General features: G+C 50.5%; 11 protein-coding genes and 1 tRNA gene. 4 read left to right on the top strand and 8 right to left on the bottom strand.

Going from position 1 to position 16,178, the window contains the following annotated elements:
* Positions 1–136: 136 nt before the first annotated feature.
* From K7X24_RS08990 to gmk, 7 genes are all read right to left on the bottom strand, one after another.
* The gene (locus K7X24_RS08990; protein WP_224554401.1) at positions 137–1,828 is read right to left on the bottom strand and encodes an AsmA family protein; all 1,692 of its coding nucleotides are present in this window, start codon (positions 1,826–1,828) and stop codon (positions 137–139) included.
* Between the two features lie 157 nt (positions 1,829–1,985).
* Positions 1,986–3,374, bottom strand: a complete 1,389-nt coding sequence (locus tag K7X24_RS08985) for a nucleobase:cation symporter-2 family protein (RefSeq protein WP_224554398.1) — start codon at positions 3,372–3,374, stop codon at positions 1,986–1,988.
* Positions 3,375–3,540: 166 nt separating this feature from the next.
* On the bottom strand, positions 3,541–5,622 hold the full coding sequence (recG, locus tag K7X24_RS08980; RefSeq protein WP_224554396.1) for an ATP-dependent DNA helicase RecG: 2,082 nt from the start codon (positions 5,620–5,622) through the stop codon (positions 3,541–3,543).
* The gene (gene trmH, locus K7X24_RS08975) at positions 5,622–6,314 is read right to left on the bottom strand and encodes a tRNA (guanosine(18)-2'-O)-methyltransferase TrmH (RefSeq protein WP_224554394.1); all 693 of its coding nucleotides are present in this window, start codon (positions 6,312–6,314) and stop codon (positions 5,622–5,624) included. Before trmH ends, recG begins: the two co-directional genes overlap by 1 nt.
* A gap of 5 nt (positions 6,315–6,319) precedes the next feature.
* Positions 6,320–8,419, bottom strand: a complete 2,100-nt coding sequence (gene spoT / locus K7X24_RS08970; protein ID WP_095701104.1) for a bifunctional GTP diphosphokinase/guanosine-3',5'-bis pyrophosphate 3'-pyrophosphohydrolase — start codon at positions 8,417–8,419, stop codon at positions 6,320–6,322.
* Between the two features lie 18 nt (positions 8,420–8,437).
* A complete protein-coding gene (gene rpoZ / locus K7X24_RS08965; protein WP_005968230.1) occupies positions 8,438–8,713 on the bottom strand; it encodes a DNA-directed RNA polymerase subunit omega in 276 nt (91 codons plus the stop codon).
* 53 nt (positions 8,714–8,766) lie between these two features.
* The gene (gene gmk, locus K7X24_RS08960; protein ID WP_095701105.1) at positions 8,767–9,390 is read right to left on the bottom strand and encodes a guanylate kinase; all 624 of its coding nucleotides are present in this window, start codon (positions 9,388–9,390) and stop codon (positions 8,767–8,769) included.
* Between the two features lie 310 nt (positions 9,391–9,700).
* On the opposite strand from gmk, the gene ligB reads away from it, so the two are divergent.
* The 4 genes from ligB (at position 9,701) to K7X24_RS08940 (ending at position 14,499) form a co-directional block, all read left to right on the top strand.
* Positions 9,701–11,392: an NAD-dependent DNA ligase LigB gene (ligB, locus tag K7X24_RS08955; protein WP_224554392.1), complete on the top strand. Its 1,692-nt coding sequence runs from the start codon at positions 9,701–9,703 to the stop codon at positions 11,390–11,392.
* Between the two features lie 255 nt (positions 11,393–11,647).
* Positions 11,648–13,327 carry a kdo(2)-lipid A phosphoethanolamine 7''-transferase gene (eptB, locus tag K7X24_RS08950; RefSeq protein ID WP_224554391.1) on the top strand — a complete coding sequence of 560 codons (1,680 nt, stop codon included), beginning with the start codon at positions 11,648–11,650 and terminating at the stop codon, positions 13,325–13,327.
* Between the two features lie 131 nt (positions 13,328–13,458).
* Positions 13,459–13,535, top strand: a tRNA-Pro gene (locus K7X24_RS08945).
* Positions 13,536–13,968: 433 nt separating this feature from the next.
* Positions 13,969–14,499, top strand: coding sequence for an Ail/Lom family outer membrane beta-barrel protein (locus K7X24_RS08940; protein WP_224554389.1), 531 nt, complete (start codon positions 13,969–13,971; stop codon positions 14,497–14,499).
* Between the two features lie 43 nt (positions 14,500–14,542).
* On the opposite strand, the gene K7X24_RS08935 is transcribed toward K7X24_RS08940, so the two are convergent.
* Entirely contained in the window at positions 14,543–16,147 is a 1,605-nt protein-coding gene (locus K7X24_RS08935) for an EAL domain-containing protein (RefSeq protein ID WP_224554387.1), read from the bottom strand.
* Between the last annotated feature and the right edge of the window lie 31 nt (positions 16,148–16,178).

Below are 16,178 nucleotides of genomic sequence, written 5' to 3'. Positions count from 1 at the left end.
ACGCCAGAGAGTAAACTCCGTGAGTATCACGGGGAATCATGCGTTTTTTCCGCGAACGGTGGCATTGTAGATATTCTGAAAGCCATCGTTTTAAAAAACTATATTTTGAAAATTCGTGGTTTTGAAAATTATATAGTTACTGCGTTTCTGTCACGGCTCCCTGATGTATTTGCTGCCTCACTGGGTGGTCGTTGCTGTCCACGCCTTGCAGCGTACCGTTTAGTGTCGGCTTCAGCGGCGTATCGGCAGCCAGTCGCCCATTCAACTGCAATTGCAGATTCGTGTTACCCGTCGGTGCGGTTGCGGGTTCTGGCCATCCCCAATGCGTCAGAACATCCAGCGGTACGGCGCGTCCTGTCAGCGACAGGGAGAAATTGCGTGCTGGTTGCTGGTTGATCGTTGCCTTGGCATCCAGCATGCCATTTTGCGTAAATGCGCTGAGTTCGTTAATGGCGATCTGGTTATCGTCGGCTACCAGTGCCATTGAAGGACGGCGCACATCGATTTTATTGAACGTCGCATCGCTGGCATTAAGATTCAACGATCCTGTCCACATTCCCCACTGGTGGTTGCGAGCCAGCAGTAAATCGCTGCCGTAGCCATCCAATGCGGTTAGTTGGAAGGGGAAATCTGGGTTGATATCGATCAGCAAGTTGCGATTTGCCGTGAGTTTTCGCACATTCACTTCTGCCAGCCATGATGGCAGCGTTGCTTGCCAGCGCTGACGCCAGTCGGCGGGGAGCGTGTATTCCATTCCTGCGACAACAAATTCATTCAGCTGTAAACGGTGGTTACTACGCTGCCAGTTGCCGTTGGTTCGCAGCAACCCCCCTTCCCAGCGCGTAGAAAACTGCTTGATGTTAACACCCGCCGGTGACAAATCCAGATTCACGATAGGGTCGATAAGGTGCATGTTGCCGTTCACAATGTCGGTCGCATTGAATGACAGCGTTCCACCTTCGCTCTGCCAGTCATTCTGCTTAAACGTGACATTTTGCAGTGAGACATCAAGATCAATAAACGCCCACCCAGGCCCTTCAATGCGGGCACCAATCAAGTTAAAGCGATTAACCGTAACAGAGGGCAGTTCCGTGACGGGCTGCCAGAAGGTTTCTGGTGTTCCCTGAGTTTGCAAACGAACATTGCTGAGTCGTAGGCTACCGATCTGCCAACTACCATCTTCTGCGCGGCTGGCGTTGCCCGTTAACTGTCCCTGAGCGACGTCAGCGCCGAAATTACTCAAAATCAGCTGATTGTGGTTGATTTCGCCCTGAACCAATACCTGGCTGGCGGGAATATCATTGAGTTCGAGTAAACGGGCGCTGAGTTGGAACTGCCCTTGTTTGCCCAGTAGATAACCCGCTTCGGGCTGCCACGGCATAATACCGCCGTTGATTTGTTGACCATTCAGTCGCCAATCGCCGTCTTTTGCCTGTAGTGCCATTGTACGCAGTTGTAGCACATCGGCTTCGATAGGGAGTGTGGCTGCCTGTGAGGAAAGATTCAGCGTACCGCCTTCCAATTCGAGACTGGCGAAATGGCGTGGTTCGGTAATCTGGCGCACGCTAAACCCTGCGGAAACCTGTTTTGCTGTGAGTGTCGGTGGCTGGTTTTTCTGGCCAAAACTGACGTCAGTGAGCTGGATATGATCGGCTGTTGACCAGTCATGATTAATTTTTCCCAGCGATAACTGGTAGTGGGTGTTTTGGTTCACCCAATTACTCAACCAGCCTGCCGCCCAACGGGTTTGCAGTAGTACGTATACGACCACTAGCGCTAAAAAGGCTAGCAGCAGTAGGGTCAGCAATAATTTCCCGATAAATTTCATCGTGTCAGTCCATGCCAATCGTCAGGGATAACTGTTCTTATGCCGCAATTTTCCAGAAGGCTCAATAGATAATGCTGTTACAGACAGTAAAAAGCGAGCGGAGTTACATCACCGCTCGCTTTTACATGAATTGAACAGAAATTATTGCGGGCTGGTGCTATTTTTCTTCGTGTGGGAAGACGATATTCAGCACGATTGCCGTAATCCCGCCAGCGGCAATACCGGAAGACAGTAATGTTTTAATCCAATCCGGTGCGAATTGCAGAATCAGTGGCTGCTGCGATACGCCAAGACCGACAGCCAGCGACAGCGCAATAATCATGATAGCACGACGGTTCAACGGCTCACGGGACACAATACGCACACCGGAAGCGGCGATCGTACCAAACATCACGATAGTCGCGCCGCCCAAAACCGGCTCTGGAATATGTTGTACAAATCCGCTAACGGCAGGGAACAACCCCAGCACGATCAGCATCAGCGAAACCACGAAGCCCACATAGCGGCTGGCAACCCCGGTAAGCTGGATGACGCCGTTATTCTGGCCGAAGCAAGAGTTAGGGAAGGTATTGAATACGGCAGAAAGACACGAGTTCAGACCATTTGCCAGCACGCCGCCTTTTAAGCGTTTCATATACAGCGGGCCTCTGACTGGCTGCTCTGAAACGTCGGAGGTCGCGGTGATGTCACCGATGGTTTCTAACGAGGTCACCATGAAGACCAGCATCAGCGGAATCAACAGGTTCCAGTCAAAGCCTAGACCGTAATGCAGAGGCGTAGGCACCATAATAATCGTGTCATTTTGAGCAGGGGCGCTTTCCGGCAGCATTCCCATCAACCAGGCACCCAGGTAACCCACCGCCATGGCAATCACCAGCGAGGCGACGCGCAGGTAAGGGTTACGTTGGCGGTTAAGCAGAATAATAACCAGCAGTACCGCCCCCGCTAATAGTAAGTTCTTGGGCGCACCGAAGGTGTTATTACCCATTGCGGCATAGCCGCCGCCGATGGAGGTCAGGCCGACCTGAATCAGCGACAGACCAATGATCATCACCACAATACCGGAAACCAGCGGGGTAATAATGCGTCGGGTTAAATGCAGGAAGCGTGAAAGAATGATTTCGGTGAAGGAAGCGACCATCAGCGTACCGAACAGTGCTGCCATCATCGTGGGAACATCCGCCCCGCCGTTTTTCAGCGCCAGTCCACCCATAATCAGCGGCGTCACGAAGTTAAAGCTAGTGCCCTGAATCGACAGCAGACCAGAACCGACAGGGCCCCAGGTTTTAATTTGGAGAATAGAAGCCAGACCGGAAGCGAAAAGCGACATGCTGATGATGCGCTGCGTATCCTCAGCGGGTAGACCTAATGCCTGACAGATCAGTAGCGCGGGGGTAATCACCGCAACAAACATGGCAAGCAAGTGCTGACTGGCGGCGAACAGCGTTTGCGGCAGCGGCGGTCTGTCTTCAAGATGATAGATGAGTTCACTGCGCTGAGGTGCGGCAGCGGCTTCTGTTTGGGACGTTTCCGTGGTGGTAGTCATGATGTAAGTTGGCGTTCCTGAAACGACAAAGAGCGCATTTTAATGATCTCTTTGCTGAAAGCAAACGTTTGCTAACTCATCTTTTCGATATGAATTTTGTCTGATGAGCAAGGCCTTATTATTTAAGGGGATACTTTTAGGAAAAATGAAGAATACGCTGCTGTGGTTAGGCGTTAGTGTAGCGTGCGCGCTCTGGCAGCCAGCGCTCGATTAGCGCAATGGCATGCTCGGGATAGTGCTCATGAAGATGGCGCGCAACGCGCTGTACCTGTGGAATGAGATCCTGATCGCGCAGGAGGTCAGCGACTTTAAACTCAGCATTGCCCGTCTGGCGCGTACCTAATAATTCACCCGGCCCGCGAATTTCCAGATCGCGCTGCGCGATAACAAAGCCATCGTTGCTATCGCGTAGAACCTGGAGCCGCTTTTGTGCAGTCTTGCTCATTGGCGTTTTGTAGAGCAGCACGCAGTGAGATGCCACCGCGCCGCGTCCGACGCGCCCGCGCAACTGGTGCAGCTGCGCCAGACCCAGACGCTCCGGGTTTTCAATGATCATCAGGCTGGCATTGGGTACATCCACACCGACCTCTATGACGGTGGTCGCTACCAGCAGTTGCAGTTCGCCCTGTTTGAAGGCCTGCATTACTGCCTGCTTTTCCTGCGCTTTCATGCGACCGTGGACCAATCCGACCTTGAGATTCGGCAGGGCTGCCTTCAGTTCTTCGCTGGTGGCTTCTGCGGCCTGTGCTTCCAAGAGGTCGGATTCTTCGATCAGCGTACACACCCAATAGGCCTGTCGCCCTTCCTGCTGACAGGCATTACTCACGCGTTCGATAATGTCGCTGCGGCGTGAATCTGGTATCGCGACCGTGGTGACGGGCGTTCTGCCCGGCGGCAGTTCATCAATGACGGACGTATCCAGATCGGCATAGGCCGTCATCGCCAGCGTACGGGGAATCGGTGTTGCGGTCATAATCAATTGATGGGCATGAAATCCCTGTTCTTCGCCTTTTTCCCACAGCGCAAGGCGTTGATGCACGCCAAAGCGGTGCTGTTCGTCAATGATGACCAATGTCAGCCCGTTGAATTTCACCTGCTGCTGAAAAATAGCGTGCGTCCCGACAACCATGGAAACCTGACCGTTGGCGATGGCATCCTGCTGCACCTGACGCGCTTTCCCTTTTTGTTTGCCAGCTAGCCAGCCCACTTCAAGCCCTAGCGGTTCAAACCACTGACGGAAATTATGGGCGTGCTGTTCGGCCAATAGCTCTGTTGGCGCCATCAATGCAACCTGTTTACCGTTGGCAATGGCACGTAATGCTGCCAGCGCAGCGACCAGCGTTTTCCCTGAACCGACATCGCCCTGCACCAGACGCATCATCGGGAAGTCTTTCGCCATATCCGTTTCAATTTCGGCTACGACACGTTCTTGCGCCTGTGTGGGTTTGAACGGCAGGGCAGCGAGCAGCCGTTGCTTCAAACCGTCTTGCGCCTGTAGCGGCGAAGCTTTATGCCGCTGCTCCCCCGCTCGTACCGCGAGCATGCTCAAATTATGCGCCAGCAGTTCTTCCATAATCAGCCGCTGCTGTGCTGGGTGTTTCCCGTGCTCAAGCTCGCTGAGCTGCATATCCGGCGGAGGACGATGTAACGTGCGTAGTGCGTCCGGCAGGCTAATGAGCGATCGGCTTAGAGATTCAGGCAGCAGCTCATCGATGTGGTTTGCATCGAGCAACGCCAGCGCCTGATCGGTAAGTCTGCGGAGCGTCGCCTGACGAACGCCCTCTGTGGAGGGGTAAACTGGCGTGAGCGATTCTTGTAACTCGACCTGCGTACTATCCCCCTGAACACGATATTCAGGATGGATGATTTCCGCGCCGATTTTGCCACGCTTGATTTCGCCATAAGCGGTAACGCGCTGTCCCGGTGCGAGGCTGTTTTTCATCGCGGCGCTGAAATTGAAGAAGCGCATGGTCAGCATGCCGCTGCCGTCGCTGATTTGGCAGGTCAACATGCGACGGCTGCCAAAGGTGATGTCATTGCGTAGGATTTCACCTTCCACAGTGGCATACATACCGGGGAGGAGGTCGCCAATCGGGTAAAGATGCGTGCGGTCTTCGTAGCGCAGAGGTAAGTGCAGTAGGAGATCCTGCACGGTTTCCAGCCCAAGTCGTGCGAGCTTCGCTGCCTGACTTGCACCCACGCCAGCAAGTGTACTCAGCGGTTGGGTGTTCAGCAGGCGGCCTTTCATCAGCACTCCGAGGATTGCATCGCGGCCCACCACGGGGTATCCGCTACAATCTGACCCTGATGGTCAATATAAGGGCGAGGCAGCCCTTTATGTTTTGCGACGCGCGCCAGTACCGGGTAGCCCCCTTCAAAAAGCAGGCGCTGCTGCTCTTCTTCATCAAGCGGGCTGTCTTCACGCTGGTACATACCGGCGATTTGACGTTGGCGCTGGGCTTCATACAGGATCAACGCCGAAGCCACAGACACATTCAGCGACTGCACCATGCCGGTCATCGGAATGATGATATCCCGATCTGCCAGTTTGAGCGCTTCGGCTGTAATACCGGTTTTTTCTTGTCCGAGCAGAATACAGGTCGGGCGGGTGTAATCAATTTCCCGAAAATCGACCGCGTGCTCAGACAAATTGGTCGCCAGGACCTGCATGCCTTCGGCCTTCAGGTGACCAACCGCATCACCTATGTTGCGATGGGTTTTAACCTGCACCCAGCTATTGCTGCCTGCGGCGGAGGAGACCAGCGTTTTCATCCGGCTGGTGGGCCAAATCGCATGGACTTCATGCACACCGACGGCATCCGCTGTACGGATAACCGCAGAAACGTTATGAGGCTTATGCACCTGCTCCATGCAAATCGTCAGATCGGGCTGACGACAGTTGAGCATTTCTTTTATGCGTGCATAACGTTGAGGAGTCATAACGATTAATTTCGGTTACGGTTAACTTTGATGACATCCGGCATTACGCGAATTTTACGCATAATATTGGCCAGATGAACGCGATCGAGGGTGGTGAGGCGGATGAAGACGCTGTATACGCGACCGTCTCTCTCTTCCGTGTTGATGCTCTGAATATTGGAGTTTGCAGCGTTGATTGCGGCCGTCAGATTCGCCAGTGCGCCCTGATGGTTGAACATATCCACTTTTATTTCGGCGATGAACTCTTGTTCCGTCACCTTATCCCACTCTACCGCCATGAATTTTTCAGGTTCTTTCTGATAGCCGCGAATGTTGCGGCAGGATTCATGGTGAATAACCAGCCCTTTACCGGGGCTGACGTGGGCAATAATCGGGTCGCCGGGGATGGGGCGGCAGCATTTGGCAAATGAGATCATGACGCCATCTGCGCCCTTGATCGGCAACTTGCGCAGCCCGGTTGTGCCCAGTTCAGATTGTTCGTTCAGCAGATTTTTTGCTACAACGACGCTCATGGCATTACCCATACCAATTTCCGCCATCAGATCGTCCAGCGTGGCGAGCTTCATGCGCTCAAGCTCAAGCTGAATCGACTTTTCAGGGATGTCGGAGAGTTTGCGGCCATTGCCTAATGCATGGTTCAGCAAGCGGCGGCCGAGACTCACGGAATCATCACGCTTGAGGTTTTTCAGCATCTGGCGAATTTTGGAGCGCGCTCTGGAGCTAACCACAAAGTTAAGCCATGCGGCATTCGGTCTGGCACCGGGTGCGGTAATAATTTCAACGGTTTGACCGCTGGTGAGCGACTGTGACAGCGGGTAAGGCTGGCGGTCGACGCGTGCGCCGACGCAGGCGTGGCCAATATCGGTGTGTACTGCGTAGGCGAAGTCGACGGGCGTTGCGCCTGCGGGGAGTTCCACAATACGGCCTTCTGGCGTAAAGACGTACATCTCGTCAGGGAAGAGATCGGACTTAACACTTTCGATAAATTCAAACGAGCTACCGGCACTTTGCTGGAGTTCTAGCAGGCTTTGCATCCAGCGTTGGGCGCGTACCTGTGCGGTGGTGCTGCTTTCACCTTCTTTATAGGCCCAGTGCGCGGCGACACCCATTTCCGCCATTTGATCCATATCATCGGTGCGAATCTGCACTTCGACTGGCACGCCGTGCGGGCCAATTAGAGAAGTATGCAGTGACTGATAGCCGTTGGCTTTGGGAATAGCAATATAGTCTTTTACTCGGCCTGGGCGGGGTTTATACAGGCTGTGAACCTGGCCTAGCACGCGATAACAGGTGTCCTGCTCTTTCACGATGACCCGAAACGCGTAAATATCCATGATGGAATGAAAACGCTGTTCTTTCAGGTGCATTTTGCAGTAGATGGAGTACAGGTGTTTTTCGCGACCGCTGACGCGGCAGGCAATCCCAGCTTCAGTCAAACGTCCTTCGATTTCCGACAGGATTTTCTGAATCATTTCCTTGCGGTTACCGCGTGCGGCCTTGACGACCTCTTTAATGACGCGATAACGGTTCGGATACAGCGCCTCAAAACCCAACTCTTCCAGCTCGGTTTTGAGGTGATGGATACCCAACCGGTGTGCCAGCGGACTGTATATTTCCAGCGTTTCGCGTGCAATACGTCGTCGCTTGTCCGGGCGCAATGAGCCCAGTGTGCGCATGTTATGGGTACGGTCTGCGAGCTTGATCAGGATGACGCGAATATCCTGCACCATTGCCATGATCATTTTGCGAAAGTTTTCAGCCTGCGCTTCTTTCTTATCGCGGAACTTCAGCTTGTCCAGCTTGGACACGCCCTCTACCAGTTCAGCAACGCTTTTACCGAAAAGCTGTTCCATGTCCTGATAGGTGGCGGGGGTGTCTTCTATGACATCATGCAGCAGTGCTGCCATCAGCGTTTCGTAATCGAGACGCATCTCCGCCAAAATACAGGCGACGGCAACTGGGTGCGTGATATAGGGTTCACCGCTGGAGCGAGTCTGCCCCTCGTGAGCATCACGTGCAACTAAGTAAGCCTGCTGTAAACGTTTGATCTGATCTTCTGGCAGATAACGTTGAATCAGCAGATTAAGGCTTTCGAAAATGTACAAGGGCGACTCGTGGTGTGATTAACGACGGCCTTCAGCAATCGCGGTAACCGCCTGAATCTCTGCGGCTTCCTGCTCTTGCTGTTCCTGACGGTCACGAACATCCAGAATCTGGTTGTTGATCAGACCTTCTTCGATTTCACGCAGTGCGATCACGGTGTACTTATCGTTTTCTTCAGGAACCAGCGGATCTTTGCCGCCAGTCTGGATTTGACGGGCGCGACGAGCAGCGACCAACACCAGATCAAAACGGTTACCAATTTTCTCTACAGCGTCTTGAACAGTTACGCGTGCCATAATGTGCTACTCCACAGGAAATAAAATGACTGGGCATCATACTGAAAGAGGCGTCAGTCTGCCAATAGTTTGGTGATTAATGCATCATGCCGAACCTTTTGTCTGCTCAAACGCAGACGTTCGGCGCGAATAATGGTTTTTAGATCGAGCAGTGCCAGATCAAAATCATCATTCACAATCAGGTAATCATACTCGCCGTAGTGCGTCATTTCAGCCACAGCCTGAGACATACGACGGGCAATGACTTCATCGCTGTCTTGTCCACGGCCACGCAGGCGGCGAGCTAGCTCTTCTTTTGACGGCGGCAGAATGAAAATACTGCGCGCGTGCGGCATTTGAGCGCGGATTTGCTTGGCACCTTGCCAGTCGATATCCAGAAAAACATCAACGCCAGTCGCTAATACCTGCTCAATTGCTGGCCGAGATGTACCGTAGTAATTACCGAAGACCTCAGCATGTTCCAGAAATTCACTGTTCTGAATCATACGCTTGAATTCATCGACTTCGACGAAGAAATAGTGTTCGCCGTGGTTTTCTCCCGGTCGTTTAGCTCGCGTGGTATGCGAAATCGATACCTGAGTGTCGTAAAGCGGCTGAGTTTTTAATAACGCCTGAATCAGGCTGGATTTCCCAGCTCCACTGGGAGCAGAAACGATATATAACGTGCCTTGAGCCATAATGAAGTTTTATTAACGGTTACGATGGTGAATGGTGATATGCAGCAGAAAAATGCGCATTTCCCCGCATTATACACGCCTATATGTCATCAGTCGCGCTGCGATAAATTCTCCGCTGACTGTTTTTTCGTTATGCCATCGGGAAAACGTTTCTTTTTTAGATTGCGAAGCACGTTCCCGTCTTTTTTATCGGTGCTGCAAACGATGAATCATCTTGCGGCGCGTTTGGCATTTCTCCTTTTTTCGCCTCGTATTTTCCTCTGCGTTGCTATGTACTGCGGCCATTCGCTAATGGATGGCAGGAGTTTCTATGTGGCTCAGGATCCGCACATTTTTGATCATCATCGTCATGGGGGGCATCAGCAATTTCCCTGCTGTGGCTGCAGTGTGTCCCAATTGGGATAGCATGCGTTCCGGCAAAGAAATTGATGCATTGCGTCACCAGTTAGAACAGTGGGATGACGTGTATTACACCGAAGGGAAAAGCCCGATAGAAGATGACGTTTATGACCAACTGCGGGAACAGTTAACCCAGTGGTCAGGTTGTTTTCAGCCCCAAAACGCGATTCCTGCTCGGTTACCTGATAATGGCAAGCAGTCTCACCCTGTTGCCCATACGGGACTGAAAAAATTGTCCGATCGTCGGCAACTGGTGCAATGGATCGCACAGCATGAGGATTTATGGATTCAGCCAAAAGTTGATGGTGTAGCTGTCACGCTCGTCTATCAGCACGGCAAGCTCGTGTCTGCAGTTAGCCGAGGTAACGGCCTGCAAGGTGAAGACTGGACGGAAAAAGTGCGCCTGATTCTGGGAATACCTCATCTATTAACCGATGCACCTTCCTCATTGGTATTACAAGGGGAACTATTCCTGAAGATGACCGATCATCGACAGCGTACTCAGGGCGGCGTTAATGCCCGCTCGGTCGTGGCCGGTGAAATGCGTCGTCATCAGCCATCTTCTGTGTTGTCGCAGATTGGTCTATTTGTCTGGGAATGGCCGGATGGTCCAAAGACAATGCCCGAGCGTCTGGATAAATTGAAGGAAATGGGGTTTGCGATGACGGCGGACTATACCCATGCTATTGGGTCATTCGCCGACGCGGAGAAATGGCGTAATGACTGGTATCACGGTCCGCTGCCTTTTGTGACGGATGGCGTAGTTATCCGCCAGACGAAAGAGCCGCAGGGGCGCTATTGGCGTAATACATCGGCCGACTGGGCGATCGCATGGAAATACCCGACTGTTAATCAGGTTGCGGAAGTGGCTGATGTGGCGTTTTCTGTCGGGCGGACGGGTAAGATCGCCGTGGTGTTAAAACTCAATCCTCTTAAATTGGATGACAAATCGGTCAGCCGGGTGAATGTGGGTTCGCTGTCTCGTTGGAAACAGTGGGACGTGTTGCCTGGCGATCGGGTGAGTATCAGTCTGGCGGGGCAGGGGATTCCACGTCTGGATAATGTGGTATGGCGTGGCACTGAGCGGCCAGCTATCGTCTCCCCCAGCGAACATGATTTCCATGCTTTTAGCTGTTTTCGGTATAGTGCGGTTTGCCAGCAGCAATTTTTGGCGCGCTTAGTCTGGTTGAGCGGAGAGCAGGGTTTAAAGCTAGCGGGAGTGCGTGAAGGGATCTGGCTGCGCCTGATACAACATGATTTACTGGAGGATGTGCTGTCATGGCTATCTCTGACGGAGGCACAGCTTAATGCGGTCAATGGCATGGGCGATAAGCGGGCGCGAGATATCTATGATAGCTTACAGTCGGCACGGCAGATGCCGTTATCCCGTTGGCTACTTGCGCTGGGTATTCCTGTTCCTCGTTCTGCAATGAGCGCATTGGATGATGTGGATTGGCTGGCTTTACAGCAGTGGACGGCGCAGCAGTGGCGACAGTTCTCCGGTATTGGAGAGCGACGTGCAGAAGAGATTATGGCGTTCCTGAAACACCCTATCGTGGTGGAATTAATTACCCGATTAGATCGTGAAGGCATACATAGATAAGCGGTGATGATTTTTCAGAACATTTTGGGATCGCATCTTTTATTTTTTCGTGGATTCATTCACATAAAAGGACAATTTTTTTCTGTTCTCTCTACTTAATCATAAGTAAGATTTACGAGTTAAAGATCTAAGCCTATTTGCTGTTTTGCGATATAGAAATGCCTGATAGTCTGATTATTTCCGTTGAACTCAGGCATACGGATGTTGTCGTATAGCTTCAGATAATAAGAAAGGTTTGTTGGAGCACTTGTCATAATGAAGTTTGTAGCATCTTTTTCGCAACCCAGATTATCGTTTGTCCTGGCAGTCTATATTGGTCTTTTTCTCAATATCTCAGTGTATTATCGCCGGTTTGATTATTTTTCACTCTCTGCTGGTAGCCAGGTTCCAACGTTTATTCCCGCTCTTGTCGAATTGACCGCGAGTATCTTATTTACCTTTTTCCTGATGAGGATTATTTCACTCGGGGGACGTCATTTTTATCGGATAGTCGCTTCTCTCTTGGTGCTGATTTCCGTTGCCGCCAGCTATTACATGACGTTTTTTAATGTTGTGATTGGCTATGGTATTATTGCTGCGGTCATGACCACGGATATTGATCTTTCTAAAGAAGTCATTGGTTTTCGTTTTTTCCTGTGGATGCTGGCAGTGGGTGCGCTGCCGGTATTTTTGATCTGGAAAAATTCGCTGCGTCATACGTTGCTCGAACAGCTTAAATCACCGGGAAAGCGTTTGGTTCCTCTTGTGGTTCTTGCCGCTGTTGTTGCGCTGGTTTGGATGCCGCTTCGCTATATGGACAACGTTCAGTCAGTGTCCGAGCTAGAATCCAATGTGGATTTACCCAGCTATGGCGGCGTAGTGGCTCACTCGTATCTTCCTTCTAACTGGTTGTCTGCATTAGGATTATTTGCGTATACCAAGTATGACGAGAACCAAGATTCCTCCAATCTTTTCGATCCGGCTCAGCATTTTACTTATGTCCCGCCGAAAGGCATTGACGATACCTACGTGGTTTTCATTATCGGAGAAACAACCCGCTGGGATCATATGGGGTTGTTAGGCTACGAGCGAGACACGACGCCAAAGCTATCAAAAGAAAAAAACCTGGTCGCATTCCGTGGTCAGTCGTGTGATACCTCAACCAAGCTTTCCATGCGCTGTATGTTTGTGCGAGAAGGCGGTACGGAAGACAACCCACAGCGAACGCTGAAAGAGCGGAATATCTTTGCTGTAATGAAGGAGTTGGGCTTTACCTCTGAGCTGTTTGCTATGCAAAGTGAGGTGTGGTTTTACAATAGCATCGAGGCTAACAGCTACTCTTTCCGTGAAATGATTGCGTCAGAGAAACACAATGACGGCAAATCGGTGCAGGACATGTTGCTGATCGATGAGGTCAAGGAATCGCTGGCACGCTACCCTAAAGGTAAGCACTTGATTGTGCTGCATACCAAAGGCTCCCACTACCTGTATTCCATGCGATATCCCCGCAGCTATGCGCGCTATCAACCAGAGTGCATGGGCGTTGATGCCTCCTGTACCCGTGAGCAGTTGATTAATGCGTTTGATAATAGCGTGCTCTATACCGATAGCTTTATCGAGAGCGTGATCGATCAGGTTCGGGATAAGAAAGCGATCGTGTTTTATGCCTCCGATCACGGTGAATCCATCGATGATAACTACCATTTGCACGGCACGCCGCGTGAGATGGCACCACCCGAGCAGTTCCGTTCACCGATGATGGTCTGGACATCAGATAAATTTCTGGCTGACACCGATAATCTGCATGCGTTTGAGCAGTTGAAAGCTCAGCAGCGCATTGGCAAAACACATCGCCATGAAGAGCTGTTTGACACGATTCTTGGATGTGTGGGATACACATCGCCTGACGGTGGTATTAACCCTAAAAATAACTGGTGCCAGAAACCAGCTCATTGACATGAATCACGGACAAGGACGTCGGTTTCAGGCTGTAAATACAAGATATGGACACTTTAACGGCAGCTGAAATCCTTTTGCTAAAAAGGTATTGACGCTCTAATAAGGTAGCAGTAATATGCGCCCGCATTCGGCGAGTAGCGCAGCTTGGTAGCGCAACTGGTTTGGGACCAGTGGGTCGGAGGTTCGAATCCTCTCTCGCCGACCAACACACTTCCTCAGTAAATCATTCTTAGTTTTTCTTCCGTTTCAATCAGCGTCTATGCACGCTATTTGTTTAAAAATAGTCTTGTTTTAAGAACGTTTTTGTTTAAAAAATAGTCGATTGTAAACATTATCCTTTATAAATACAGGGTTTTATCTCCGTATTCTTTATCGTCGGAAATTTCCATATGCCCTCTATTTTTAGTTCAGAATGTTCCCAAAAATAGCGTGAAAAATCGCGCGTTAATTATCATAAATAATGCCTATCTTTTTGTTTTTTAATGGTTTAAATAAAATAATTCCGGTTATTTAAGAATAATACTGACTTTACCTATCCGTATTTAAATGTAAGTTTATGTGCGGACAACATTCGCGATACTTATATATTTGCTTTGTTGAAGCCGTCTTTTTATTCAAATATGGAAGATGTTTCGATCATGAAAAAAACAACACTGCTACTCTCCACTTTGATTGCTTGTGCCATGGGAATGTCTGCTGCTCAGGCGACACAAACAGTGTCTTTGGGTTATGCTCAGGCGAAAGTCGATGACTTTAAAGATCCAAAAGGGATTACGGCCAAATACCATTATCAGGGCGATTCTGCGCTTGGTATTATCGGTTCTTTCACTTATCTGGGAGCAAAAGAAGATTATTATGATCGTGACTTCAACTCCAATGATACGACTAAAATTAAATACTACTCTTTGATGGCTGGGCCATCTTACCGTTTTAATGACGTCGTTAGTGTTTATGGCCTGGCAGGTGTTGGTCATGGCAAAGTGGATTGGAAATATGATTACGGTGCTTTTGCTGATTCCGGTAGTGAGAAGGAAACACGCTTTGCTTACGGTGCCGGTATTCAAATCACGCCAGTAGCAAACTGGGCGATTGATATTGGTTACGAAGGCACGAAGATTTATGAAACGCGTGTAGATAGCTTTAATATTGGCGTAGGTTACCGTTTCTGATTTGCCAATTATAGAATACCGGCGGACAAACTTCTGCCGGTTATCACTGCTTTTCCCCTTCTTCTTTCTTATTCATAAAGCTCTCGATCGATTTATTACCATTATAGTGAAGCCAGACCAGCAGCGATTCATTGTCCATCGGCTTAGCGTAAAGGAATCCTTGTATATATTTGACGCCGTGCCGTTGTAAATACAGGAGCTGTTGTTCGGTTTCCACACCTTCTGCTACGGATTGAAGCTTGATGCGATGGCTCAAATTAATAATGGCATCAAGAATAGGGGCCTCCTCATCCGGAGATGAGATCGCACTGACGAATCCCTGATCTATTTTCAGGCAATCCAGCGGAAAGTTTTGCAGATAAGAGAGTGAGCAGTGGCCGGTGCCGAAGTCATCAATGGCAATCATAAAGCCATCTTCACGCAACTGATGCAGGCGCTGTATGATTTCAGGGCCGTTGCTGATGAGGTTACGCTCCGTCAGCTCCAGTGTAATGCTCAATGAATGAGAGGCGACTTTCTCTGCGAAGCGGTGTACGTCTGAGACGAAACTTGGGTGATGCAAATGCTCTGCTGCAACGTTGAGCCCCAAATGGAACCCCGGTTTTACCTGCCAACTGGCGATATCTGACGCTACCAGATCAAATAAATGCCGGGTGATGGGAATGATCATACTTTCTGCTTCGGCGGCCGAGATAAATATATCGGGTCTAATCCACAGTCCATTGCTGCGTCGCCAGCGCAGTAACGTCTCTACTCCGGTGCAGGTTTGCGATTCTACGTCATAGATGGGCTGGTAATAGACGGAAAATTCACCGTTAGCGATGCCCTTACGGATTTCTTCGCGGAAGAATAACTTACGTTTTTGCCAGTACCACATCGCCGTAGTGAAAAGCAGAGAGAGAATAATGGCCAGTGGTAGAAACGTGAAAAATGCCTGCTTCCAGTTGGTGATTTCTTGGGAAGCGGGGGCGGTAACATTGAGGGTAATCGGAAAGCGGCTCGATTTGATTTCAAGCGCAGAGGTAGAAAATAGGCTCCTGTGCGGAGTAATGGTTGGGCCCGTTTGAATTGGGTGACCGTTATCCATTTGCAGGATAAGTTGATAGCCCCGAATCTTGCTAATCGCAGTCATAAGATCAATGAGGTATTGCGCATCGACCATCGTGTAAGCGCCGTAACCTGTGAGGGGCATCTGGACGAAGATCAGCGCCGGGCGTCCTTTTACGTTATCTGAACCTGCAATTGACAGGCTCCAGCGCTCAGAATAGGTCTCCGGTAGCGGTTGTTGAATGACGCGGCTTAGTGGCGTCAGCGTGCTACCAAACGTTGAAGAGCAATAGACGTCAGTATTATGGATAACGCCGATAGCGCGGAAGTAAGAAAAGACCGAACCAAGGCGTTGCAGTTCATCGCCGATGACGTCGCAGGGCTGGCCATGAAAGCGCTGGAGGCGATCCACCATCTGCCATGCCTGTGTCGAAATATTCTCGGCATGATTCATTGCGATTTGCGCGGTGGATTCCAAATCGCGCTTTACCATTAATCTGGATTCAACAAACGTGAACAATAACCCAAGCAGCAGTGGCAGCATGCCTGCAACCAATAACTGCAATATGTTGATTTTATGTTCACTACGTCTGGGGCTCATCCACATCTCCTTTCTGGCAGCGGAAGCCTAT

The sequence above is a fragment of the Pectobacterium versatile genome (assembly GCF_020166435.1).
Classification (GTDB): domain Bacteria; phylum Pseudomonadota; class Gammaproteobacteria; order Enterobacterales; family Enterobacteriaceae; genus Pectobacterium; species Pectobacterium versatile.
This window is presented reverse-complemented; position numbering and strand designations above follow the sequence as displayed.